20 protein-coding genes are annotated in these 22,100 nt (G+C 62.1%); 6 read left to right on the top strand and 14 right to left on the bottom strand.

Annotation, left to right across the window (positions count from 1 at the left end):
- Positions 1-2 precede the first annotated feature (2 nt).
- From DFW101_RS01700 to DFW101_RS01725, 6 genes are read right to left on the bottom strand one after another with little or no spacing between them, the layout of a single operon-like run.
- Complete coding sequence (locus DFW101_RS01700; RefSeq protein WP_009179805.1) at positions 3-536, bottom strand: host-nuclease inhibitor Gam family protein; 534 nt, start codon at positions 534-536, stop codon at positions 3-5.
- Complete coding sequence (locus DFW101_RS01705; protein ID WP_009179806.1) at positions 529-1,152, bottom strand: hypothetical protein; 624 nt, start codon at positions 1,150-1,152, stop codon at positions 529-531. Before DFW101_RS01705 ends, DFW101_RS01700 begins: the two co-directional genes overlap by 8 nt.
- Entirely contained in the window at positions 1,149-1,868 is a 720-nt protein-coding gene (locus tag DFW101_RS01710) for an AAA family ATPase (protein ID WP_009179807.1), read from the bottom strand. Before DFW101_RS01710 ends, DFW101_RS01705 begins: the two co-directional genes overlap by 4 nt.
- Positions 1,865-3,964: a Mu transposase C-terminal domain-containing protein gene (locus DFW101_RS01715; RefSeq protein WP_009179808.1), complete on the bottom strand. Its 2,100-nt coding sequence runs from the start codon at positions 3,962-3,964 to the stop codon at positions 1,865-1,867. The genes DFW101_RS01710 and DFW101_RS01715 overlap by 4 nt, the downstream gene beginning before the upstream one ends.
- 30 nt (positions 3,965-3,994) lie before the next feature.
- Positions 3,995-4,213 (bottom strand): helix-turn-helix domain-containing protein, encoded by a 219-nt coding sequence (locus tag DFW101_RS01720; RefSeq protein ID WP_009179809.1) that lies wholly within the window; start codon positions 4,211-4,213, stop codon positions 3,995-3,997.
- A complete protein-coding gene (locus tag DFW101_RS01725; RefSeq protein WP_009179810.1) occupies positions 4,210-4,644 on the bottom strand; it encodes a hypothetical protein in 435 nt (144 codons plus the stop codon). The genes DFW101_RS01720 and DFW101_RS01725 overlap by 4 nt, the downstream gene beginning before the upstream one ends.
- Positions 4,645-4,842: 198 nt before the next feature.
- Between DFW101_RS01725 and DFW101_RS01730 the strand changes: the two genes are divergently transcribed.
- Together DFW101_RS01730 and DFW101_RS19375 are read left to right on the top strand one after the other, a co-directional pair.
- Positions 4,843-5,625 (top strand): LexA family transcriptional regulator, encoded by a 783-nt coding sequence (locus DFW101_RS01730; protein ID WP_009179811.1) that lies wholly within the window; start codon positions 4,843-4,845, stop codon positions 5,623-5,625.
- A 57-nt stretch (positions 5,626-5,682) separates the two neighbouring features.
- Positions 5,683-6,669: a hypothetical protein gene (locus tag DFW101_RS19375; RefSeq protein ID WP_009179812.1), complete on the top strand. Its 987-nt coding sequence runs from the start codon at positions 5,683-5,685 to the stop codon at positions 6,667-6,669.
- Between the two features lie 367 nt (positions 6,670-7,036).
- Here DFW101_RS19375 and DFW101_RS01735 read toward each other — a convergent pair whose 3' ends face one another.
- On the bottom strand, positions 7,037-7,948 hold the full coding sequence (locus DFW101_RS01735; protein ID WP_009179813.1) for an NmrA family NAD(P)-binding protein: 912 nt from the start codon (positions 7,946-7,948) through the stop codon (positions 7,037-7,039).
- 255 nt (positions 7,949-8,203) lie between these two features.
- Between DFW101_RS01735 and DFW101_RS01740 the strand changes: the two genes are divergently transcribed.
- Positions 8,204-9,094: an AraC family transcriptional regulator gene (locus DFW101_RS01740; RefSeq protein ID WP_009179814.1), complete on the top strand. Its 891-nt coding sequence runs from the start codon at positions 8,204-8,206 to the stop codon at positions 9,092-9,094.
- Here DFW101_RS01740 and tnpA read toward each other — a convergent pair.
- The 5 genes from tnpA to DFW101_RS01760 all read right to left on the bottom strand — a co-directional run bounded on the left by tnpA (position 8,989) and on the right by DFW101_RS01760 (position 13,392).
- Positions 8,989-9,234, bottom strand: a complete 246-nt coding sequence (gene tnpA / locus DFW101_RS20265) for an IS66 family insertion sequence element accessory protein TnpA (protein WP_419187159.1) — start codon at positions 9,232-9,234, stop codon at positions 8,989-8,991. The genes DFW101_RS01740 and tnpA overlap by 106 nt on opposite strands.
- A complete protein-coding gene (locus tag DFW101_RS01745) occupies positions 9,192-9,758 on the bottom strand; it encodes a hypothetical protein (protein ID WP_009179815.1) in 567 nt (188 codons plus the stop codon). The genes tnpA and DFW101_RS01745 overlap by 43 nt, the downstream gene beginning before the upstream one ends.
- The gene (locus tag DFW101_RS01750; protein WP_009179816.1) at positions 9,755-11,872 is read right to left on the bottom strand and encodes an aldehyde ferredoxin oxidoreductase; all 2,118 of its coding nucleotides are present in this window, start codon (positions 11,870-11,872) and stop codon (positions 9,755-9,757) included. The genes DFW101_RS01745 and DFW101_RS01750 overlap by 4 nt, the downstream gene beginning before the upstream one ends.
- Positions 11,873-11,898: 26 nt before the next feature.
- Positions 11,899-12,660, bottom strand: coding sequence for a 4Fe-4S dicluster domain-containing protein (locus DFW101_RS01755; RefSeq protein ID WP_009179817.1), 762 nt, complete (start codon positions 12,658-12,660; stop codon positions 11,899-11,901).
- A 300-nt stretch (positions 12,661-12,960) separates the two neighbouring features.
- Positions 12,961-13,392, bottom strand: a complete 432-nt coding sequence (locus DFW101_RS01760; RefSeq protein WP_009179818.1) for an MOSC domain-containing protein — start codon at positions 13,390-13,392, stop codon at positions 12,961-12,963.
- A gap of 282 nt (positions 13,393-13,674) precedes the next feature.
- Between DFW101_RS01760 and DFW101_RS01765 the strand changes: the two genes are divergently transcribed.
- From DFW101_RS01765 to DFW101_RS01775, 3 genes are all read left to right on the top strand, one after another.
- Complete coding sequence (locus tag DFW101_RS01765; RefSeq protein WP_009179819.1) at positions 13,675-15,636, top strand: sigma-54-dependent Fis family transcriptional regulator; 1,962 nt, start codon at positions 13,675-13,677, stop codon at positions 15,634-15,636.
- Positions 15,637-16,127: 491 nt separating this feature from the next.
- On the top strand, positions 16,128-17,309 hold the full coding sequence (locus DFW101_RS01770) for an iron-containing alcohol dehydrogenase (RefSeq protein WP_009179820.1): 1,182 nt from the start codon (positions 16,128-16,130) through the stop codon (positions 17,307-17,309).
- Positions 17,310-17,772: 463 nt separating this feature from the next.
- Positions 17,773-19,269 (top strand): outer membrane homotrimeric porin, encoded by a 1,497-nt coding sequence (locus DFW101_RS01775; RefSeq protein WP_009179821.1) that lies wholly within the window; start codon positions 17,773-17,775, stop codon positions 19,267-19,269.
- 104 nt (positions 19,270-19,373) lie between these two features.
- Here the strand turns inward: DFW101_RS01775 and DFW101_RS01780 are convergent, their stop codons facing one another.
- Together DFW101_RS01780 and DFW101_RS01785 are read right to left on the bottom strand one after the other, a co-directional pair.
- Complete coding sequence (locus DFW101_RS01780; RefSeq protein ID WP_009179822.1) at positions 19,374-20,480, bottom strand: hypothetical protein; 1,107 nt, start codon at positions 20,478-20,480, stop codon at positions 19,374-19,376.
- A gap of 130 nt (positions 20,481-20,610) precedes the next feature.
- On the bottom strand, positions 20,611-21,972 hold the full coding sequence (locus DFW101_RS01785; RefSeq protein WP_009179823.1) for a hypothetical protein: 1,362 nt from the start codon (positions 21,970-21,972) through the stop codon (positions 20,611-20,613).
- Between the last annotated feature and the right edge of the window lie 128 nt (positions 21,973-22,100).

The raw sequence follows: 22,100 nt of genomic DNA on the forward strand, positions 1-22,100 counted from the left end.
TGTCAGGCTGCCGCGTTCTCGATGGCTTCCGTCTTGAGCTCGTAGAAGAATTCGTCTTCGGCCACCTTGTGAACGCCGACCGTCGCCAGCCGTTCGTCCGGCCAGTCGCGCATGGCCTCCTTGTCGACCTCGGGCTTCACCCGAATGGCTTGGCGGAAAACCTCGCCTTCGGGTTCCCCGACCAGTGATTCGAGGCGTTCCAGCACCAGTTTCCAAGTGATCCGAGTCAGGGTCTTGAGCTTGGTCGACTGCCGGAACCCCATGATGCCAAAGGTCATTTCCAGGGACTTCTTTTTGGGGAAGAGTTCCTGTTTGCGGGCCACGGCGAAGTTGGCCAGGGCCGTTTCCAGGTCTTTCAGACGCGTCGTAAGCGGCGATGTCCTGGCCTTGGCCTCGGCCTTGATGTTGTCGATGGCGTCGTTCATGACGCCTTCCACGGCCGCAATCTCGCGCTTGATAGCCGACAGCTCGGCCAGGGCCGCGTCGGCCTCCTTGATGTCCGCGAACACAACCGCTTTGGGCTTTTGTCTAGCCATGGGCCACCTCCTGTACCTCCTTCTCGAACCGGGCCAGGATGGCCCGGCAGTTCTCGATGATCTTTGCCTGCACGGCGGGTTGGTAGGGATCGCGCAGCAGAAAGGCCTGCACGACGCCAAGGGCCAGCCCTTTTTCCTGCTCAAATGGGTCTTTGATTTTTCGCGGTGGATAAGGAGTGTTCGGCGTGGACTGGGCCTTCTCCGTGGCCCGAAAAAGCCGCGCCTGGCCGCGCATGCCGTACGGCTCCAGGTAGCCTTCTTCTTTGAGCCATGCGCAGTACCGCAGGACATGCGTATAGGAAACGCGGGTCACGGTGGCGACGTCTTGGTAGGAAAATCCGGGCTTGGAGGAACGAAGCGCTCGCCAGATGCGCTGGTAGTATTCGCTGTGCTGCTTGCTGACTGCCTGCGTGTTGCACTGAAAAACGCCATCCTCAACCCTAATCAACTCCTGCCGGCGGACCATGGCATTGACTTGTCGTCTGACTCGGGCCTTTGCGGGTTCATCCGTGCAAGCCATGGATTCATACAACATGGCGAGCGATACGGGATTCGAGCCTCGTTTGGACAAGCCCAGGATGACGAGGCGAAGATTGTCGGCGTGTTCCGTTCTCATGCCCGCCTCCAGCTTTTTTGCTTCTGGACGGCCGCGACCATGGCCGCGTCCACGAGATCGGTTTCCCGGGCCTTGGCGGCCTGTTCCAGGAGCTGGACCATGTTGCGCACAAGCCGCATGTCGCCGTCCGACGTGGCCCGGATCATGGCGCAGGCCTCGGGCGTCAGATCCAGAGCGGCCGCTTCCAGGGCGAAGGCGGCAATGTCGCCTTCGTCTACGGGCGCAAAGGACACTTCCTGGGTCACCCGGGACCAGACGCGACGGCGCTGGGACAAAAGCCCAATGAGTTCTTCCTCGCCGATAAGGACCACGGCCGCGCCCGTGGCCTCGTGGATGTCGCGCAGGTCTTCAATGCGCCCGAAAGCCAGCCGGTCGGCCTCGTCCATGTAGATGCTGGTAGCCGTGCCCTGGACGCGGCGCTTTTCCAGAACCTCGATCACCCGGACCTTGCAGGCATGGGATGAACGCGGGGCTTGGGCACCGGTGGCCTCGAAACAGAGGCGCCCCAAAAAGGCGGCCTGGGTCATGCCTTCCCAAGCCGACAGGTAGACCCCGCCGCGCTCGGCGTGGGAGTTGCGCGCGGCAAAGGTCTTGCCCCTGCCGGCTTGTCCCCAGGCCACGACGATGCCGGGCTGTCCGCGTTCGGTGTCCTCGACGGTCCGCACGGCCCGCCGAAAGGCGGTCACGTTGCCCGTCTCCACAAAAACCGCTTTCATGCGTCTCCTCCGTTGGCGGTCAGGCGGCGGCGCTTGTAGACCGTGCGCAGCCGCTCGAAACGTCCACGCGCACAGGCCGCGTATTCCTCGGTTTGCTCGTAGCGGGCCATCCAGTCGGCGTCGGCCTCACGCAGGGCCACACCATCCCGGACGGCCAGGGTGAAAAGGTATTCGTAGCGGTCGAGTTCCGTGACGATGGTGGCCATCTGCGCCGGCGGGGTGTAGGCCGGCGCGGCCTCGCGCTTGGCTACAACCGCAGCCTTGGCCGCTTCGATGCTCTTGACGTCCGGGGCTTTCGGTCCCGGCAGGGCAGGCGTTTCGGTCTTGCCGGCCGCGACCAGGCGCATGCGGCTCTGCGTCTCGGGCAGCACCACGGAATTCAGGAAATTTCTGGCGTTGGACGTGACCTGATTTTCCAGGGCTTTTTTGTAGGCGATTTCCTGGGCCAGGACGGTTTGATCCTCTTCTGTCCCCAAGATACGGGCGGCCGGATGCGGGTTGGGGGCGGGCGTGGCCTCGCAGATGAGGTTCTTGCCGGACTGGTCGTAGACCAGCACTGTGCGGCGGTCCTGGTCGTCGTAGCGCACCAGCACCGGATGGCGCAGGCTGTGCAGGAAGGGATGGCGGTAATACCGGCCGAAAATCTTGACGCCGTTTTGTTCGATCTGGCGAACGGCCTTGGACAGCATGCAAAGCCGCAGCTTGAGGAGGTCGCCCTCGGAAAGGCCCGGACCGACGCCGGCGGCGAAGGCTTCGCCCGGGGTTCGGCCTTTCAGGTGGCCTCGTTGGGGCCGCTCGGCATAGGCGTCAAACCAGGTGGCAATGGCCGTGTGGGCTTCTTCCAGGGTCAGCGGCCGGCCGCCGGAAGTCTCGTAGACCTTGCGGTGGAGTTTTTCGCCGCGCATGAGCCGCGGCGGCTTGGATTCGATGGAAGTGCCGACATAAGACGGTATCCAGCGTTCCAACTCGCCGAAGGTCTTGAAAAAGCGTTCGATGGTCTTGGATTGGCCGTGATAGGGCCAGGCAAAAAGCGGTTCGATGCCGAGTTCCTGGAAAACGCCGCCAAGCCCGCCCTGTGTCAGGTCCACACCGTTGAAGAACTTGCTGCGGAAGGCCCGGCCGTTGTCGAGATAGGCCACCTTGGGGAATTTTCCGAGCCGCAGGCAGGCCCGGCGCAGGGCCGAGGCAATGGCTTGCGTGTTTTCCGTGGGCAGGATTTCCCAGCCGAGCGGGAAGTTGGATGCCATGTCGAACCACAGCACCAGTTCCATGCGCGCACCCTTGCCGGTCTCGGGATCGAGGATTTCGAAATTGAGGGCATGGCCGTCGGCCACCAGGATGTCGCCCACGTGGATCTTCGAGTAATCACGCTCGATGTACGGGCAGCACTCGTCGTTCCATGCCTTCTTGCCTTGCCGCGCATAGACCCATTCACCGTAGTTGTGCGTCATCCACTTGCGCAGGTAGCGGTACAGCGTGATTTCGGCGCAGTCGGCGAGCCCGGCGGGCTTGAAGGCCTCGCGGGCCATGCGGCAGACTTCGGACAGGCACGGCTTGTTGGGATGGCGGGCTAAGGCCAGCAAAATTTGGGCATGCCGTTCGGTTACGACCGGCTCGACGCGGACGCCGCCGCGCGTGTCGGCGAGGGCCAGTGCCGAGCCGGTGCGCCGCATGGCCGTTTTCCAGCGTTCGAGGGACTTCCAGGAGATGTCGCCGAGTGTCGCCTTGATGGCAGGCCAGACTCCGGCCGCATAGGCGGCGATGAATTCGTCCCGGGCGCGGCCCTTGTTGGCGGCCTTGGACAGTGTTTCGGTATAAAGGCGCACCAGATCGGCCTTGGCCAGGGCCTTGCGGCGTTGGTTCTCGGTCAGGCTGGTATCTGCCGTCGCGGTAGCCGGAAGGTTGGTCGCCTCAATGGCAATGAGGGCGGTCCGCACGTCTTCGGGGAGGGCGAGGGCTTGATATAGTCGGCGCTTGCCGCCACGGCACGGTTCTTCCTCGAAGGGCCAGGATTCCCGGTCGGCGCGCATTCGTGTCGCTCGTTCCGAGATGTCCAGCGCCTGGGCGATGGCCTTTGCCGGATATTTGCCTTGCATGGTGAGGTGCCCGTCAGCCGGTTGGAAGGCCTACGCCGCTTGCTGGCCCTGCAAGTCTTCCGGCAGGGACAGCAATTTTTCCGGGCAGCCGACTTCGATCAACGCACGCAGGGCCTTGCGGTTGTTGCGCCGGCCATGGATGGTTTCGGACACCATGGAGCGGCTGATACCGGCCGAGCGAGCCACGTCGGACACCGAAATGCGCCGTTCCACCATCCAGGCCCGAATTTTGTTCCCGTCTCGCTTCATAGTTCCGCCTCGATCTTGCGTTTGCGCTCGCGAAGGGCTTTGATCTGCCGTTCGGTTCTGGCCAATTCCAGGAGCTTGGCGTCCTCGCCGCCGATGATCCGCCAGCCCATCCCGTGTGAGCGAGCCAGCAGGTCAAGCGGCCCCTGTGCCTCGAAAACGTGGCAAAACAGGTTGAGCGCCCGGATGGTCGGCATGTATTCCGTCTCTTTGGGGTTGAGCCACTTTTCGAACGTGGCCAGCCCGAGTTCCTTGGCACTGCCGGAGGCAAGCCGGACGCCGTACCGTCTGGCGGCTGCATTCAACCGGTCGACGGCCTCTGCTCGGGACAGACCGGCAGCCTCGACAATCCGATCCATGGACATGGCAATGTCCGCGTCCAGATTGAGGCTGGGCAGATCCAGCAAGCTGAGGCGTCGGGCAGCTGACTTCAAAATCGTAATTCCTGCTCCAAAGTTTCCAGGACGGCGGACATTGAGTTAACTTGCCGCCCCTGGTAGCTACGGTCGTAGCGGGCTAACCGTCGCCCGCAAGTAAAGGTTTATTCCTGTAAAGTTTTGCCGTCAACCGTAAGTTTGCGCTTCCGGCTTTCGCAAGCTAGAAATTCCTAATATTTTGGGTAACACTTAGAAATGAAAGACAAATCTTCTGAAAGCAATACTTCCGACTTGGCTTCCGACTTTTCGCCTGAAAGTCGGAAGCGCTTCGATGAAGCTTTGGGAAGGTTGATTCAAGCCGTTGGCGGCAGTGATGCGGGGCAACTCGCCGTCTTTTTGGGAATTTCTAGGCAGGCCATAAACAGCGCCATGGCCAAAAACAAAATCCCACCGGCTTGGTTCGTCGCCGTGGGCGAAAAGACAGATATTTCAATTGATTGGCTTGTTAAGGGAGGCGGGCCGATGCGGCAGGGCAATGCGGAGCCCTTTACCGCTATATCGTGTATTGTTCCGGCGGATGAGCCACCATATATGAGTCCTGAAGCTGCACCGACGATGGGATACACACTAGTGCCCAAAGTTAAAGCACGCTTGGCAGCTGGAACAGGCAGTCTTGAAACTGAAGGTGTGGTTGTCGGATATTATGCTTTCAAAACAGATTTTCTCAGACGCAAGGGACGTCCGAAAAAAATGGTTCTTATGGATGTCGCCGGCGACAGCATGGAACCAGTTCTTTTGGAATCAGATACAGTTTTGATCGATGAAGGGCAGAATGAAATTATTCCGGGAGGGCTGTTTGCGATAGGCATAGAGAATGAGGTTTTTGTCAAATACTTGGACCGTATCCCTGGAAAGTTGGTCCTTCGCAGCAAAAATCCAGCCTATATGCCGATAGAAGTGGACATGAACGGCGACCTTGCAATGTCGGTGCGGATCATCGGTCGCGTGGTCTGGAGTTGCCGGGAATACGTGCGTTAATTTAAAGAATTCCATGATATTGTTGTAAATTAAACTTGATAATACAAGGAATTTGCAATGACGGAAGACATTTCAAGTTTTGAGGATTTGATTGTTTCTGCTGCGGCTGTATTAAATGGAGAAATGACTATAGATGAAATTCATATAGCTAAAGATTTTGTTTGTCAAATTAGGATTAAAGGTGATAGATATGATGGATATGTAGATACGACTATTTCTAGTTTTATAATAGAAGTTGAAAAAAGTGCAAAGAGGATTGTTAAAAAGTTTTCATCTGATTTAAGTGTACAAGAGAAAAACAAAGTTGTAAGTAGTGTAAATGTTAAGGCTAAAGTCGGCAAAGGGTCTTCCGTTGTTGAGTTGTTGTTCGATAATTCATTTGGTCAAGCGTTAGCAAATATGCAGAGTGAACATGTTCTATATGCCTTGTTTGGATTTATGGGGCTTCTCCTTGGTAATAATTTATTAAAGACCTTTTCAGAGATTAAACAACATGCAAAAAATGAAGAGACAAAGCAAAAAATTTCGGATGATGCAAATAAAGCATTAGAAAATTCAAAGCAATTTTTGCAACCAATTTTAGAATTAGTAAGCAAACTTCATAGGGACGATACAGTTAAGTTTCCGCTTATAGATCGCCCATTGTCAAAAAATGAAGTTAAACAAGAGTTTAGGCCGCTAGAGGTCCAGAAGAAAGAAACAATTTATCTTGATGATACCTATGAAATAACAGAAGTGTCGCTAGACAAAATTTACGTAACCTTGCGTAAAGGTGCTAGGTTTTCTGCTTCTACTAAACTATTAAATCCACAAAGCCGGCAAAAACTTTTTGATGCTGTTAAGGAAGCAGGTGTTTCAGAGTTGACTCCTGTAGTACCCCTGCAAGTAACTTTAAGTGTCGAAGGTTTAAAAAAAGAATTTTTTGTTACAGCTATAGGCGAAAAGAGAGAGGGATCAATTGGCTTGAATGAACTTTCTTCTCAAATAAAAGACGATTTATTGAATTATAACAATACACAAGGTTCGTTGTTGGATATCAGCTGATCCTCATGCCAAATAACGTAATATTTTGATTGAATCATCCAAGTGGGTGAATGCAGAGCAACTTATTTCTCACTTTGCCTGAAATTTTTACGTTCGTATTGCCCTTTTTCTTATCTTGCCTTTTGGGCATCCCGTCCGTTTGTCGCACGCCCGGAAGCCCACGTCAGTCCTACGTTTAGCCGGCATTCAGCCTATCCGATCTAGGCCCCACGCCATTTCTCACTTTGCCTGACTCCCCACAGGCAGACGGCGGCTTTGCGGGGAGGCCTGAGATTGACGCGGGGGATCGGGGTAAGCAACCCTGGCTTTCTGTCACTGCCAGGGGGTGAGAATGCTGATCCCACCCCCATGGCCCATCAAGTAAGCGTCATTGGTTCTCAAGCCTGATTCGCGGCGCCCACTGTTCCCGGATGAACGTTTCCAGGCTCATCCGCCTGGCGTCTTCGGGCGAATGGGGCCACTGCGCATGCAGTCGGCCGGAATTGATACTCTCAACCACCTCCAGCATGAGCTCGATAATACTGTCGGAACAGCCCGCGCGTGTGAGCTTTTGCCGAAACGTTTCCAAGGGTTCCATCGTATAGGGCAGCAGGGGACGCCCAAGGGCTTCTCCTAGTATTGACGCGGTCTTAAGCATGTCGCTTGCGTGCGGCCCTTTCACCTCCAGGCATCCTTTTCCTGTGAAATCCAAGGCCTGCAAGGCGTTGGCAGCCGCCTCGCCCACATCGCGCGTGGCCACGAACGGAAGCTTCGTTTCGGGTTGAAACGGCCCCGTCAGCGCGCCTCCTTCAAGATGCAGAGAAAAGAGGTTCTCCATAAAATAACCAGCCCGCAGGGCCAGAAAATTGAGTCCCGCAATCCGCCCAAGGCGCTCTTCCAGCCGGTGCAACCCGGCCACGGGACCGTTGCCGGCAGGCAGCTCCGCGCCCCAGCTGCTAAGACCCACCGCATGGGATACGCCGGATTGCTCCAAGGCTCTGCCGAGGTTGTCCACGAGCCTGTCCTGGTATCCGCGAAAATCCGGATGATCAGGGATGTAATTGGGTTGCAGCATGACATAGGCCGCATCGACCCCAACAAAGGCCGTATTGAGCGCCTCGGCGTCCAACGGTTCGACGATGCAGACCTCAGCCCCTAATTGCGCCAACGGCTCCAGGCGTTTGGCGCTTCGGCCGAGCACGCGAACCCGGGCTCCTGTCTCCAGCAAGGATTTCGACACTATGTTACCCGTCCGACTGGTCGCCCCTGTAACAACATACTGGCGCTTCTCCATGGTCATAACCTCTCCTGGATTGATCCGATCAGTCGAACCCGATGGCGCGCGTGTTGTACTCCCCGCCAGGGCGGAAACTGCGTTGTCGCCAGGAAGCCGTTTTCGGATCGTGTTTTCATGCCTCAGCAGATAACAGCGCCGGGAGGGGCTCGCGATACCGGATTCCGGCAATGTCATGCCTATTCCTCTCAGGTGGGCAACCTGCTAAAGGATCGCAGGACAGATGTTCCACTCGAGGGCTTGGCCAAAGGACAACAGAATATGCCGGAAGAATTGAAAGAAATCATGGCGAGCTTGGCCATCCGGGAAGGCGAGTCTCCAAGCGCTTTGCCAGGGGTTACCTTTTTGCGTCACAGCCGGTCGCAGCCCCGCGCTCCGGCCCTCTACCAGCCCGGGGTGGTCATTTTAGGCCAGGGGCGCAAGCGCGGCTATCTCGGTCCTGAAGTCCATGCATACGATGCGAACAATTATTTGGTGTTGGCCGTGCCCCTGCCCGCCGAATGCGAGGTCATCGCCAGTCCGCAAGAACCGATGCTGTCCATGCGCTTGGATGTTGACGCCGCCATGGTCGCCGACCTGCTGCTGGCCATGGGCGACAACGAACCTCGCACACGCCTTTTGTCCAAAGGCGGCATCGCCCCGACGCCCCTGACTTCGGATGTTCGCGAAGCCGCAACCCGCTTGGCGCGTGCTCTGGCCTCGCCCCTGGACAGCCGGGTTCTTGCCCCGGCTTTGGCCAAGGAGTTGCTCTACCGCGTCCTCCTGGATGCGCAGGGCGGCCTGCTGCGTGCCCTGGCCGCCCGTCAGGGCGATTTCGCGCGCATCGCCGATCTTCTCCGCCGCATTCACGCGAATTACGCCACGCCCATGGAAATCGACGCTCTGGCCAATCAGATCGATATGAGCCCGGCGACCCTGCATCGCCATTTCAAAGCCGTGACGGCCACATCGCCGATGCAGTACGTGAAGGCCATTCGGCTGCACAAGGCCCGCATGTTGATGGTCGCCGACGGTTTCGGCGTCGCCATGGCGGCCTCCCGTGTAGGTTATGAAAGCCCGTCGCAGTTCAGTCGGGAATACAAACGCTTTTTCAAGACGACTCCGGCGGCGGACGCCGCCAGATGGCGTGAAAGCAACTGGACTATCCCTTGAGCGAAGACAGGCTTGATTGCTGAACGTTGGGAAAGGCCATGCCGCCGGCAATAAGCACCCTGGCTCAGGCCGCTGTCACGCCAAGCCGGATGGCGGATTAGGGGTTCATGGCGAATGATGCATCCTGTTGCGCGAGAAATGTCGCATGGTTGTGTTCAAGGTACAGGCTTGAGAACAGATATGTGGTTCCCATGGAGGTCGTGATGGAGGTGATGTCTGGAAACTTCGGATTGGCGGCCATGGCTTTGAGGGCTGCCTCGATGGTTTCCGGGGCCAGATCGAAGGGTGGCTTCTCGAAGAGTTCGACAGGCACGGGCCGTGGATAATCCCGGGAATTTGCCCGGATTTCCTCGGCCAACAGCACCTCGACCGCGTCTTTGTTGTCCAGAAAACGGGCGTATGTGTGGCTGAGCAGCGTCTGGTCATGGCATAGGGTTCGGCCGGACCGGCTGACAAAGGTTGTGATGTTGGGCAGTTTCGACATGACAGCGGCTACCCGCAGGCACGGGTCGACTTCAGGCTGTGCATCGAGGCACGCGGCGAAACCATGTGCCCGAAGTCGTTTAAGAATTTCGTCGAGAGCGATCAGGCTGGTTTGGGCACTGGCTTCCTGAACCATTTCGAGTACCGCCCGGGTCAGGTCGGCCTCGTCGGTCACGCTCATTTTTCCGCCTTCGGCGTCAAACCGGCCGCGTCAAGCGCCTCGCCCACGTCCGCGAGCCCCAGTGCGGCATACCGTGATTTCCCAGGAGCCCCCGTTTTTTTGTCCCAGCCCATGACCTCATAAAAGTAATCCATGGCCTTGGCGATGTCGTCCGGGTCCATGCGGATGCTCCCCTTGGTAAACGGCGCGGCACCGTTCGGGTCCTTGAAGACCCAGGGCGGCACGAGGTCGTGTCCGGCGCGCATGTCCACTTGCCCCATGTCCCGAATGGTCAACGCCCGGTGGAGGGTGAAGATCCGCTCTCCTGCCCGGTCCAGCGCCTCCCGATCCATGGCCTGGCCGGTAGCCAGGCTCAGGAATTTCGATTCCAGGCTGTCGTCCCCGGCGTAGCCCCGCTCCCGCAAGGGGGAGGCCGCCCAGGGCCCCATCCAGTTGCACACCCCCAGTGCGTCGTGCAGTTCCTTGCGCACCAGCGACCACTTGGCCCGTTTGGCCTTGTGGATGTTGGCCGGGGTATAGTCCCCCGGGGCATCCAGGGCGTCCGGAGAGCCCCATATGTCCGTGGCCAGCTTCTTCTGGACCGCCAGAGGCAGGCCGTTGCGCACGAAGTTCGTGTGGGAGTGGCACTGGGCGTCGCGGTTGTACTGGGTGTTGATGATCACCCCGCACTGGCCGTCGTCTTCATTGGCATGGTGCCTGGGATGGCCCATCTTCCAGTAGTTTGTCGCGTGGTCCTCGGCCCACTCCGCTTCGGGGACGGACCAGTGGTCGAAGATCGCGCCCGTGCCCCGGCTGAGGACCTCCCCGAGTTCGCCCTGGCGGTTGGCGATGCGGGGAATCAAATCGAGCAGGAAGGCCGGATCGGCGTTGTCGTACTTGTCCCAGGGGATGGAGGCGTATTCCTTCGACCCGAGCCGGGCCTTGAGATAGCCGCCCTCGTAGAGCTTGCGCAGATCGCGTTGCAGCTGGCCGTAATTGGACCACAGACCCAGGTCGTCGGCCAGATGCATGCCCACCATGCAGGCCTCGATGGCGGCCTCGCCGCTTTTCCTGCCGGCGAGCTGCTTGAAAAACGACCGGCCGAACTGCAGGGCGACGCAGGTGTTTTGGGCCGTGTCCGGAATGCCGTACTTGGCCGTCACCGACGGCACCTTGAGCATGGTGTGGCAGCGGATGGGGCAGGCCGTGCAGCCATTGCCGCGCACGGTGTATTTCCAGGCCTCTTCGCCCAGGAAATAGGCCGCGCTGTTGGTGCGGTAGGCTAGGCGGTTCGGGTCGTGGATATTGCCCGTGATTTCGACGGGCGGTTTGGCCGCGCCCCAACGCTTGCCGGGCTGGCCGACCCAACGGGAGGCCGGGTTGTAGTACTCGGCCTGGGGTGTGGGAAAACTCGGCACCACGTGCTGGTTGTTGCCGCCGAGGAGGGAGAGGTGGAACTTGACCAGCGTCTCCCAGGCGGCCTTGTCCCCGGCGATGCGCACCGCGCCGCTGCCCTGGACGGCCACGGCCTTGAGGTTTTTGCCGCCCATCACCCCGCCCACGCCACCGGCCGAGTGGGAGACCGAATTGACCACCATGCCCAGGGGGGCCAGGTTTTCCCCGGCCTGGCCGATGGCCGCCACCACGCAGTCCGGCCCCATCTCCTGGCTGATCTCCAGGGTGGTCCGACGGATGCCCGTGCCCCACAAGTGTCCGGCGTCGCGGATCTCCACATGGGCGTCGCGGATCATGAGCCACACGGGCTTCTCGGCCTTGCCTTCCACGATCAGGGCATCGTAACCGGCGTATTTGAGCTTGGCCGCGAAATGTCCGCCCATGTGCCCCGATCCGACCAGGGGCCTGGGCCAGCAAGTGGGAAAGAGGGTGGTCACGGTGGTGCGTCCGTTGCACGGCACGCTCGTGCCGACCAGCACGCCGGCGGCGAAGACCAGCTTGTTGGCCGGATCGAAGGGGCCGGTCCCGGCCGGAACCTCGTCCCAGAGCACCCGGTAGCCTATCCCGGCGCCGCCGAGCATGGCCGCGTGGCGTTCGAGCGTATCCTCGGTTCCGATCTTCCCGGTGGAGAGATCGACCCGCAAGACCTTGCCGGCAAACCCTCCGCTGCGCACGGCCATGACAGACTCCTTGCCCCGGTAAATGGTTATTTGACGGTCTTCGTACCGGCGGGGAGATGGCAATCCAGGCAGGCCCCGGCCTTTTCCGGAGCGATCACGGACAGGGCGGGCCTGCTCGGGCTCCCGTCGCGGGTGAGATCCCGCCAGGGCACGTACCGAAGGGCCGCGGCCGGACAGGCTTCCACGCATTTGGGGTTGCCGTGGCAAAGAAAGCATTTGGTGGCGACCCCGGCTTCTTCGTTAAAGGAGAGCATATCCCAGGGACAAGCCTGCTGGCACAGGCGGCAGCCCACGCAGACGGCGGGATCGACCACCCGGGCCCCGGTTTCCGGTTCGACCTTGATGGCGTTTTGGGGACAGGCCGTGGCGCAGGGAACGGGATGCGGGCACTGGCGGCATACGCCCTGGAGCACCAGCCCGTCGCCCCAGTCCCCATGCATGCCGTCGCCGCCTGTGGGGCTGCTGTGCCCAAAGTGGAGCGCACGGGCGATCTTGATGCGGGCCAGGGACGGCTGGGCCCGGCCGTCGTTGAATTCCGTGCAGGCCAGCTCGCAACGCTGGCAGCCCACGCAACGGGTGGGATCGGCCAGGATGATTCCCTTGGCGTTGTCCAGGATCACCAGCGGGGCGTCCCCGCCGAAGGCCTCGCCCAGGTTCAGGAAGGCCAGGCCGGAGAGCGCGCAGGCGGACAGCTTGAGAAAGCCACGTCGGGTCAGCTCGGCCTCCAATCCGGAGGCCTTTGCTGCTCGCTCGATCCATTCCGACGAGATGCTGGGGATCCTCTGCATGTCGCGCCTCCCGTAGCCGGCGTCTCGGTCCTTGGGACTCAAAAAAACGCCACGGCGTGTCGGGCCTTGCGATGTTCATAAAGCGCTTTTGCGTGGTTCACAATGCCGCCCGCGCGCAACAGGTTGCGGCTCTCCCTGGAGGAGCTGACGTCCACCCCGGAAAAGCCTGGATGGCCTCGGTGGCCATCCAGGCCCCATCCCCTGGAACGATTCATTTCGACGGAAAATTTTTTCCAGCCGGGAGAATGGCTCCGGAGGAGATGCGGCGGCCCGCTTTGGATTTTTCGAATTTTCCGCCCCTCAGGCCAGGGCTACCTCGTCGCCGGGCCGGACGATTCCGCCGGCCACCACCCGGGCGAAGATGCCTTCTTTGGGCATGACGCAGGTGCCGACAGCCCGCATGATGGCGCAGCCGTGGCCGTGGCATTCCTTGCCGATCTGGGTGACCTCGAGCAGCACGCCGTCCCCCACCCGCACCCGGCTGCCCGGGACCAGCCCCAGGTCGTTTAAGCCCGCCACGGTCAGGTTCTCGGCGAAATCCCCGGGAACGATGGTGGCGAGCTTCTCGCGCATCCGCTCCACGCCTTCCAGGGCGAGCAGGCTCACTTGGCGTCCGGAGCCGGCATGGGCGTCCTGTTCGATGCCGAAATCCTCGCGCAAGGTCACGGCGTCCACTGGATGTTTTTTTTCGCCCTTGCGTTCGCTGATGCACACCGAATGAACGATAGCCATGGCTTTCTCCTGCAAAACCGCCCGGTGCTCCGGGCAAAACGGCTGGGTCCGGGGCGTCGGGTGCGGTTGACGTAAAATAATAAAAACGATCGATAAGATGATGATTAGTGCCCCGGGCAGAGGGTGTCAAGCCGCCGGGGCCTGCCGGGCGGCAACTTACCTTTCGAAGTTTTTTTTGTTATAAAGGAAGGCGAAGCCCATTGCGGTCGGGAAGTGCGTTTCGGCAGGAGCACGCGCTCCGTCGGCCATGCCGTAACACGATGAGGCCGGGAGGGCGAAGCCATGGAAACAACCATCTATCCTCCTCTGTCCAAGGAGCGCATGGCCCGGATCACCCTGCAATGGCAGCGGTTCCAGGCCCGCCTCCCCGTGGATCCGGCCACGGTCCGCCCCATGATCCACGCTTCCTGGGAACGGTGTCGCCGGGCGGATCTTCCCGGCGACGCCATCGCCCTTTGCCCCATCGATGTCCCGGCCTTGGAGCGGGCCACGGCCCAGAACCGGGATCTGGTGGAAAGCGCCAAGCATCTGATGGACAAGCTCGTGCTTTCCATCCATCTGTCCAAAAGCGTCGTCACCCTGGTCGATACGGCCGGGCTGGTGCTGCACGCCTCGGCCACGAGCCAGGACCTCGAAAATGTGCCCTATGGCGTGCCGGGACGCCACTGCGACGAGGCCACCATCGGCACCAACGGCATGGGGCTTTGCATCATCGAGAAAAAGCCGGTCCACGTCATCGCCTCGGAACACTACAGCGCCTCGCTGCACTACCTGAGTTGCTCCGCCGCCCCCATCCGCAATGTCGCCGGCCAGCTCATCGGCGCGCTCAACCTGGCCATCAACACCGAGAATTTCCATCAGCACACGCTGGGCCTGGTCGAGGCGGCCGCTCACGCCATCGAGGAACACCTGCGGCTGCGAAGCCTCGTGCGCAACCAGAAGATCATCCTGGAACTGCTCGACGACGGCGTCATCGTGCTGGCCCACGACGGCCGGATCACCAGCATCAACCGGCAGGCCTGCGACATGCTCGGCCTGGACGGGCAGCCGACCGGCGAGAACATCCAGGCCTACATCCTGTCCAGCGAGGTCCTGCGCTCCATGCTGGCCGACCGGACGTCCTTTTACGACCGGGAGGTTGCGTTCGAGCTGCGGGAGGGCAAACTCTCCTGCGCCTTGTCCTGCGCCCCGTTCGGCGACGACGGCGTCATCCTGACCCTGCGCGAGGCCCGGCGCATGCGCAAGTACGCCGCCCGGGTGGCCGGGGCCAAGGCCGTGTACACCTTCGAGAACATCGTTGGCGGGGCCGAGCCGCTGCACGAGGCCCTGCGCCTGGCCCGGGTGGCCTCCCAGAGCGAGGTCACCACGCTGCTTTTAGGCGAGTCCGGCACTGGCAAGGAACTGTTCGCCCAGGCCATCCACAACGCCGGCAACCGGCGCAAGGGACCGTTCGTGGTGGTCAACTGCGGCGCGTTGCCGCGAAACCTCGTGCAAAGCGAACTCTTCGGCTACGTGGCCGGAGCGTTTTCCGGGGCCCTCAAGGAGGGCAGTCCGGGCAAGTTCGAACTGGCCGACGGCGGCACGCTCTTTCTCGACGAAATCGGCGAGATGCCGTTGGAGGCCCAGGTGAGCCTGCTGCGCCTGCTGCAGGAAAGCGAGGTCACGCGCCTTGGCGGCAAGCAGGCCAAGCGCATTGACGTGCGCATCGTGGCCGCGACCAACAAGGATCTGCCGACCGCCGTCCGCAACAAGGCCTTTCGCGGAGACCTCTATTACCGCCTGAACGTGCTGACCATCAACATCCCGCCCTTGCGCCAACGCGAAGGCGACGTCGCGTTGCTGACCCGGGTATTTCTCGAGAAGTTCGCCACGACCCTGGGCAGGAAGCACCTGCGGCTGTCTCGGGAGGCCCTGGCCTCCCTGGAGGCCTACCATTGGCCGGGCAATGTCCGGGAACTGGAAAACTGCATCGAGCGGCTGGTCAACGTGGCCCCGGGCGACAGCATCGGCCTCGCCGACCTGCCCCAGGACATCATGGCCGACATGGCCCGGGGATCCCTCGGCCAGGCCGGCGAGGCCTCCATGTCGTTCAAGCGCATCCAGAAGTCGCTTATCCTCGAAACCCTGCGCGCAACCGGCGGCAATTTCCGCCGCGCCTCCTCGATCCTCAACATTTCCCGCACCACGCTCTACGCCAAGCTCAAGCAGTACGGCCTGGCGGCGGACACCTTCCGGGCCCCCTGACGCCGGATTCCTTCCCCGGTCCGGCCGCAAAGGTCTGGCCGTGCCGGCCGCGCCTTCGCGGTCCGGTCGCCCCATGGCATGGACGGGGCCCTGTGTTCAGTCTGGTCACATGTCAACCTTGCATGTCCAGCTTCTGGACATGGCCGAAATGGTTTCCTGCGACGCCATTTCACCATCCAACTGAAATAGAACGATAAAATTATTTTCGACCACCCTGTCGGAGAGTGGTCCGCCTTTTGCTTTGAAAGCGTGACCGTCAGAGGAATGTTGTACGGAAGCGGCGCGTCGGATCAGGCCGGATGATTTCCGTTGCGGCTACAACGGATGGGCAGGCGTTTCGTTCCATCGGCCGGGAGGCGACAAGGTGCGGCTTCACATGACAGATTCCCGGTCAAGGGATTGCATCTGCCCCATCGGTATGCTTTCGGCGTACCTCGGGGACGCCGGATCAGTTGCAGGAAATAAAACCAGTAAACACTTCGGAGGACGCCATGGCAGTTCAGGAACAAGTGTACGGCTTTTTCATTCCCAGCGTGACGTTGATCGGCATTGGCGCATCCAAACAGATTCCCGAGAAGATCAAGGCCCTTGGCGGCAGCAAGCCCCTGCTCGTCACCGACAAGGGCGTGGTGGCCGTCGGCATCTGCAAGCAGGTCACGGATCTGCTGGACGCCGCCTCCATGCCCTACGTGGTCTACGACGAGACCGTCCCCAATCCCACGGACAAAAACATCCATGACGGCGTCGAGATCTATAAGAAAAACGGCTGCGACAGCCTCATCACCCTGGGCGGCGGCTCCTCCCACGACTGCGGCAAGGGCATCGGGCTGATCGTTTCCAACGGCGGCAGGATCCACGACTACGAAGGCATCGACAAGGCCACCAAGTCCTTGATGCCCTATCTGGCCGTCAACACCACGGCCGGCACGGCTTCGGAAATGACCCGGTTCGCGGTCATCACCGACACCTCCCGCCATGTGAAGATGGCCATCGCCGACTGGCGCATCACGCCGGGCATCGCCATCGACGATCCGGTGCTCATGGTCGGCATGCCCCCGGCCCTGACCGCCGCCACCGGCATGGACGCCCTGACCCATGCCGTGGAAGCCTTCGTCTCCACGATTGCCAACCCCATGACCGACGCCTGCGCCATCGAGTCCATAAAGCTCGTGTTCAAGTACCTGCGCAAGGCCGTGGCCAACGGCCAGGATCTGGAGGCCCGCGAGGGCATGTGCTTCGCCCAGTACCTGGGCGGCATGGCGTTTAACAACGCCAGCCTCGGCTACGTGCACTCCATGGCCCACCAGCTCGGCGGCTTCTACAACCTGCCCCACGGCGAATGTAACGCCCTGCTGTTGCCCCACGTCGAGCAGTTCAACCTGATCGCCAAGGTCGAGAAGTTTGCCGAAATGGCGGAAATCATGGGCGAGAACACGGCCGGCATGTCGCCCCGGGACGCCGCCGAACTGGCCCTCAAGGCCATCCGCCAGCTCTCCACCGACGTCGGCATCCCGGCTACCCTGGTCGAGCTCGGCAAGCGCTACGGCAAGGACGTCAAGGCCGGCGACATTCCGACCATGACCGCCAACGCCCAGAAAGACATCTGCAAGTTCACCAACCCGCGTTGCGCCACGGACAAGGACATCGCCGCCATCTACACCGGCGCGCTGTAACAGCCGCTTGCCGGCGGATTCCGGAAGGGCGTCCCTTCCGGAATCCGTCGGCCCTGACGGGGCAGGGGCCGTTTTTCCGGTCCGCCATCAAAGAAGGGCCCGTCGCATCGCCGAGCGTATGGACTGCCATGGCGCCAACCGATGGGACAGCGTTTGCGGAACGATTTCCGACGGGCTCTTCTTTCATGGCCTGGACCGCAGGCTCGGCCGGACGCGGGCGGACGCCAGAAGCTGATTCTCTGCGGCGACATGTCCCAGATATGGCCGAGTGATCCATTCTTCTTGGTATACCAATAGATTGCACGCGTATTGACGACGCACTTCCTTCGGCTTGCCCGCCATCGGGACAGCCGGGCGGGAGCCGTGCGCCCAAACCGCGGCGGCCGGCGGCGCGCACCCGGCAATGGGCCGGACGGGCGCCGCCCCGGGGGGAGCGGGGCGGGAAACCAGGAAAGGAGGGGATATGAAGCGTTTGGGGGGAATTGGGGCACTGGTCGTCCTGGTCGTGGCGGCGGCGACCTGCGCCTTTGCCGCCACCGAGGTCCGCATGACCGGGGACGCGCTCGTTTACGGGGATTTTTTCGCCAACCGCAACTTCACCGGCTGGAACAACGCCTACTGGACCAGTGAAACGCCCACCTACGTGGGCGCCGGCAAGCGGACCGAGGACCGTTTCGAGATATGGGAGCGCTTTCGCCTGCGCACGGACTTCATCGCCGAGGAGGCCGTGAAGTTCCGCCTGGGGGTCCGGGTCCAGGACACCTGGGGACACGGGACCCTGACCGCGGCCAATCCCGCCGTGGCCATAAGCGTCTACCAGGCCTACCTCCAGTTCGCCTGGCCGGGCAGCGAGGTGGGGATCACCGCCGGCCTGCAACCCGCGTCCATACCCCAAAGTTCGTTTTTCGCGGGCAGCATCGTGTTCGACGAGGACGTCTGCGGCCTGGTCCTCACCGCCCCCCTGGTGTCGGACCGGCTGAGCCTGGTGCTCGGGTACGTGCGCACCATCTCGAGCGACCGCACCTACGCGCCGACCACCAAGGCCATCTACAGCAACGAGGAAGCCTTTCTCCTGGCGCTGCCCATCACCCTGCCCGGTTTTCGGGCCACGCCATGGGCGCTGCTCGGCTTCGGCGGGCCAGGGGGCCACTACTTCACCGAAGCGGGCTGGGCCGAGGGCCTCATTGCCGCCGGCATCCTGACAAACCCGCCTTACGGCTGGAAAAACAATTTCGTCTACGCGCCCTGGGTCGGCACGACCCTGGAACTGACCGCCTACGATCCCCTCAAGTTTTATGCCGATGTCATCTTTGGCGAGCACGGTTCCAACGAGTACGATAAAAACGTCCGCCGGGGCTGGTTCATCGACGCCGCCGCCGAATACGCCGGTTTCCAGGCGGTCACCCCCCAGGTCTTCGGCTTCTGGTCCACGGGCGAGGACAGCTCCACCCGCAACGGCTCCGAACGCATGCCGCATTTCTTTCCCGGCAGCGGCGACGGGGCCGAGCACAACGGCGGCACCCAGGCCTGGAACGCCGGCAACAGCTTTCTCTTCGACGGTGGCCAGGAGTTGGTGAAGGGTTCGAACATGGGGGTCAACCCGGTTGGCAGCTGGGGCTTCGGCGCGTCGCTCAACAACGTCGGGTTCCTCGACAACCTGACCCACCGCCTGACGTTCGCCTACGTCCACGGCAACAATTCGCCAAAGGCCATCCGCTACGCCAACGCCGTCCTTGGCAGCAACCCCATCTTCGCCATGGGCCGCGACCTGACCGACAAGGAATGGGTCATGGGGTTCAACTTTGACAGCAAGTACAGGCTCTACGAGAATCTGGCCCTTATCCTGGAAACCGGCTGGGCCGTGCCGGGGGAATTCCAGAAAAGCGTCTGGGGCCGCCGTCTCGTCAACAAGGCCGAAAATGCCTGGAAGGTGGCCTTCGGATTGCAATACACCTTTTGACCAGGGCCCGCCCGGTCCATGGCCTGGGCGGCCGGCCGCGAGAGACGGACGAAGCAGCGGAAAGGGGCCTGGCCGCTTTCCGCTGCCTGTCCCCGCCGCCCCGGTCATTTCCGGTCCTGAGGAACAGTCGCGCTGGGAGCCGCCGGCTCCTGGAGGGCCGCGGCCAGGGCCGCGGCCACCTGCTCCCGTCCGGCCAGGTTCAGGTGTTCGCAGGCATATTCGCGGTCGACGAAGAGGGCCGTCGGCAACAGGGCGGCCATGTCGCGGCACGGGGCCCCCGCCTCGGCCAGGGCGGCCCTGATGGTTGCCACGTTGGCCCTGACCGTCTCGGCAAAGGCCGGTCCGACAAGGCGCGTGCCGTCGGCCATGTCGATGGGGGTGATATAGAAAAGGACCGGCGTCCCGGAGCGCAGGAAACGGGTGGCCGTATCCGCCAGAAAGCCCAGCATGGGGTGGTCCCTGGAAACGAGCGTCAGGTAATTTTCGATGAAATGCCGGCGCCGGTCCCGGTCCTCCGGGGTCAGGCCCGGCGGGTTCTCGGCCAGGAGGGCGTCCCGCCGCCGGTTGAGCCGGGAAAAGAGGTCCGCGTAATCCCCCTGGGCCGCATCCTCCAGGCGTTTGCTCCAGTACGCGGCCGGATCGCTTTCCCGGCTGGCGAGCCAGGCCGGCACATCCTTCCAGGCCGGGGGCCGGGCCAGGAGCCGCAGGTAGGCGGCGGTGGCGGCGTACATGTAGTCCGGCGTGAAAAACCAGCCGTCCGAGAAACCGCGCAGATTGATGGAAACGATGGCCAGGCGGGGTTTTTTTGCCGCCCGGGCCACGAGGCCCGCGTATTCCCGAAAAAGGACGGCCGTGTAGCCCGCGCCGCTGACAGGCATGATTTTCCCCGGAAGGCGGTCGGCCAGCATGGTCGCTATGGTGGTGCGCGGCTCGTCATCGGTATGCCCGCCCATTACGGAATCGTTGAAGAAAACGACATCCACGGCACCCAGGCCCAGGGCGTTTCGAAAATCCAGGGCAACGGCGTTGTGAAACGCCTCCAGGGCCCTGGCTGTCGGCTGGCCGGAGGCCGGAGCCGTGGCGCCCGCGAGGACGGCCTGTCGGTAGCCGTGCCGGAGCCTGGCGTATTGGGCCGCAACGCCCCAGGCGGCGAATGCCATCCCGGCCAGAACGAAGAGGGCGGGCCCGTACCGTCTCAAAAATTTCCTCATGCGCGCTCCAGGTCGTTTGATAAACCGCAAACCGGTTGTCCTCCCGCCATGCCCCGATCCCCTGTCGCTTTCGTGCGCCGGCCGTGGCCGCCGGCCTCCTCCCCCTGGCGGGGAGGCCGAGGGGCCACGGTCAGTTCATGGGCCCCAGGCCGGCCAGCAGCCAGACGCGCAGGATCCGCCAGGCCAGCCGGAGGTGCTGCCCGGTGGCCTCGTCCGGCGGAATCACGCCCACCCAGTAGAACCAGGTGCAAAAAAGCGCATAGAGGGTCAGGACCACGCCCAGGCCGATCGCCCCGAGGCGCGCGGCACGGGACGGAAGGACGGTCAGGTTGGCCAGGCCCGGAAAGAGCACCGGCAGCGCGTCCACAAAAGCCCGCTGGCCAAGCGTCCCCCCGTACCACCAGCAGTACCAGCTGGCGGTAACGTAGGTGAAGACGGCCAGGAAGGCCGCCGCCGCCGGCAGATACCCCGGCGAACGGCGCACCAGAAAAAGGCCCAGGATCGCCACCAGATACATCGGATGCCAGAAAAAAAGGCCCTTGCGCACGCTGAAAAGGGTCTCGCGGAGGTGGGGGGAGAAAAATTCGAAGTACTCGCCGTCGTAGGCGTAGACCAGCCATTTTCCGGTGGACGCATGCCAGGCGGCGAGCTGAAGGGAAAACACCGCCCCGGCGACCAGACCGCAGACGGCAAGCTCCAGGGCGGCCCGGCGCAGCCCGGCCCGGCCCCCGGCCCGGTACCGGTCGAGGCCGAGCCAGCAGGCCGCGAAGAGAAAATACTGGGCGTTGGTCGGCCGCACCAGCAGCATGAGCCCGAGCACCAGCCCCGTGGCCAGGGCCAGGGCAAGAGAGCGTTGCCGCCAGCCCAGGAGCAGGCAGAGCAGGGCCGACCCCAGGAAAAAGGAAAAGATGTGCGAGAAGGAGCCGTCAAACGTGGCGTAATGGTAGGCATTGGTGCCAAGGAAAAGGAATGCCGCGGCCCAGGCCAGGGACGCGGCCGGATAGTAGGGGCGAAAGGCCCGAAGCAGCAGGCCGAGCCCGAGCAGGGCGTACACGGCCGGAGCCAGGGCCGCCGCCACCTGGTAGGGCGGCGAATAGCCGTCGCGCTCGAAGCGGGCGGAGCGGGCCACGGCGTCGGCGGCCAGGAAAAAAGGGGACTGCAGGACGGCCACGCCGATTCCGTATTTCTGGAGGTAGGTCCCGTCGCTGGTTTGCCGCACGCCCTGGGCCTGCGGCGTGTCCGCGTAGAGGGCCATGAACGCCGCGAAGGTCGGGTCCTTGAAAATGAGGTAGCTCGGCAGGTAGGACCAGTAGCCGTTTCCGTCGGAAAGGACGTGGGGCACGTCGTGGCGGAAGAGAAAGGCCTGTCCGCCCAGGATGCAGGCCGCCGCCAGGAGGAGGGGAAGGAGGAATGCGGCCCTTCGGCCCGCCTGCCGGCCGGCCGGACGGGAGGACGCGTCCGGTGACGCCGTATGGTCCTGGGTCGCGATCATGGCTGCCTGGAATTCTCCCGATGCGGCGGACTTCCGGTCCCGGGTCTTCGCCAACCGAAGACGCGCGTTCACTCGTACGCCAGGGGCTGGGGAGTCAAGTGCCAATTGCCCCTGCCGGGACGGCCCGG

The organism is Solidesulfovibrio carbinoliphilus subsp. oakridgensis (assembly GCF_000177215.2).
Taxonomy (GTDB): domain Bacteria; phylum Desulfobacterota; class Desulfovibrionia; order Desulfovibrionales; family Desulfovibrionaceae; genus Solidesulfovibrio; species Solidesulfovibrio carbinoliphilus.

Excerpts from the sequence above, each read along its gene's own strand:
- DFW101_RS01780 (WP_009179822.1), bottom strand. The coding sequence starts at position 20,480 with ATGAGGAAATTTTTGAGACGGTACGGGCCCGCCCTCTTCGTTCTGGCC.
- DFW101_RS01740 (WP_009179814.1), top strand. The coding sequence starts at position 8,204 with ATGCCGGAAGAATTGAAAGAAATCATGGCGAGCTTGGCCATCCGGGAA.
- DFW101_RS01700 (WP_009179805.1), bottom strand. The coding sequence starts at position 536 with ATGGCTAGACAAAAGCCCAAAGCGGTTGTGTTCGCGGACATCAAGGAG.
- DFW101_RS01715 (WP_009179808.1), bottom strand. The coding sequence starts at position 3,964 with ATGCAAGGCAAATATCCGGCAAAGGCCATCGCCCAGGCGCTGGACATC.
- DFW101_RS01760 (WP_009179818.1), bottom strand. The coding sequence starts at position 13,392 with ATGGCTATCGTTCATTCGGTGTGCATCAGCGAACGCAAGGGCGAAAAA.
- DFW101_RS01720 (WP_009179809.1), bottom strand. The coding sequence starts at position 4,213 with ATGAAGCGAGACGGGAACAAAATTCGGGCCTGGATGGTGGAACGGCGC.
- DFW101_RS01750 (WP_009179816.1), bottom strand. The coding sequence starts at position 11,872 with ATGGCCGTGCGCAGCGGAGGGTTTGCCGGCAAGGTCTTGCGGGTCGAT.
- DFW101_RS01710 (WP_009179807.1), bottom strand. The coding sequence starts at position 1,868 with ATGAAAGCGGTTTTTGTGGAGACGGGCAACGTGACCGCCTTTCGGCGG.
- DFW101_RS01785 (WP_009179823.1), bottom strand. The coding sequence starts at position 21,972 with ATGATCGCGACCCAGGACCATACGGCGTCACCGGACGCGTCCTCCCGT.
- DFW101_RS01755 (WP_009179817.1), bottom strand. The coding sequence starts at position 12,660 with ATGCAGAGGATCCCCAGCATCTCGTCGGAATGGATCGAGCGAGCAGCA.
- DFW101_RS01775 (WP_009179821.1), top strand. The coding sequence starts at position 17,773 with ATGAAGCGTTTGGGGGGAATTGGGGCACTGGTCGTCCTGGTCGTGGCG.
- DFW101_RS19375 (WP_009179812.1), top strand. The coding sequence starts at position 5,683 with ATGACGGAAGACATTTCAAGTTTTGAGGATTTGATTGTTTCTGCTGCG.
- DFW101_RS01765 (WP_009179819.1), top strand. The coding sequence starts at position 13,675 with ATGGAAACAACCATCTATCCTCCTCTGTCCAAGGAGCGCATGGCCCGG.
- DFW101_RS01730 (WP_009179811.1), top strand. The coding sequence starts at position 4,843 with ATGAAAGACAAATCTTCTGAAAGCAATACTTCCGACTTGGCTTCCGAC.
- DFW101_RS01770 (WP_009179820.1), top strand. The coding sequence starts at position 16,128 with ATGGCAGTTCAGGAACAAGTGTACGGCTTTTTCATTCCCAGCGTGACG.
- DFW101_RS01735 (WP_009179813.1), bottom strand. The coding sequence starts at position 7,948 with ATGACCATGGAGAAGCGCCAGTATGTTGTTACAGGGGCGACCAGTCGG.
- DFW101_RS01745 (WP_009179815.1), bottom strand. The coding sequence starts at position 9,758 with ATGAGCGTGACCGACGAGGCCGACCTGACCCGGGCGGTACTCGAAATG.
- DFW101_RS01705 (WP_009179806.1), bottom strand. The coding sequence starts at position 1,152 with ATGAGAACGGAACACGCCGACAATCTTCGCCTCGTCATCCTGGGCTTG.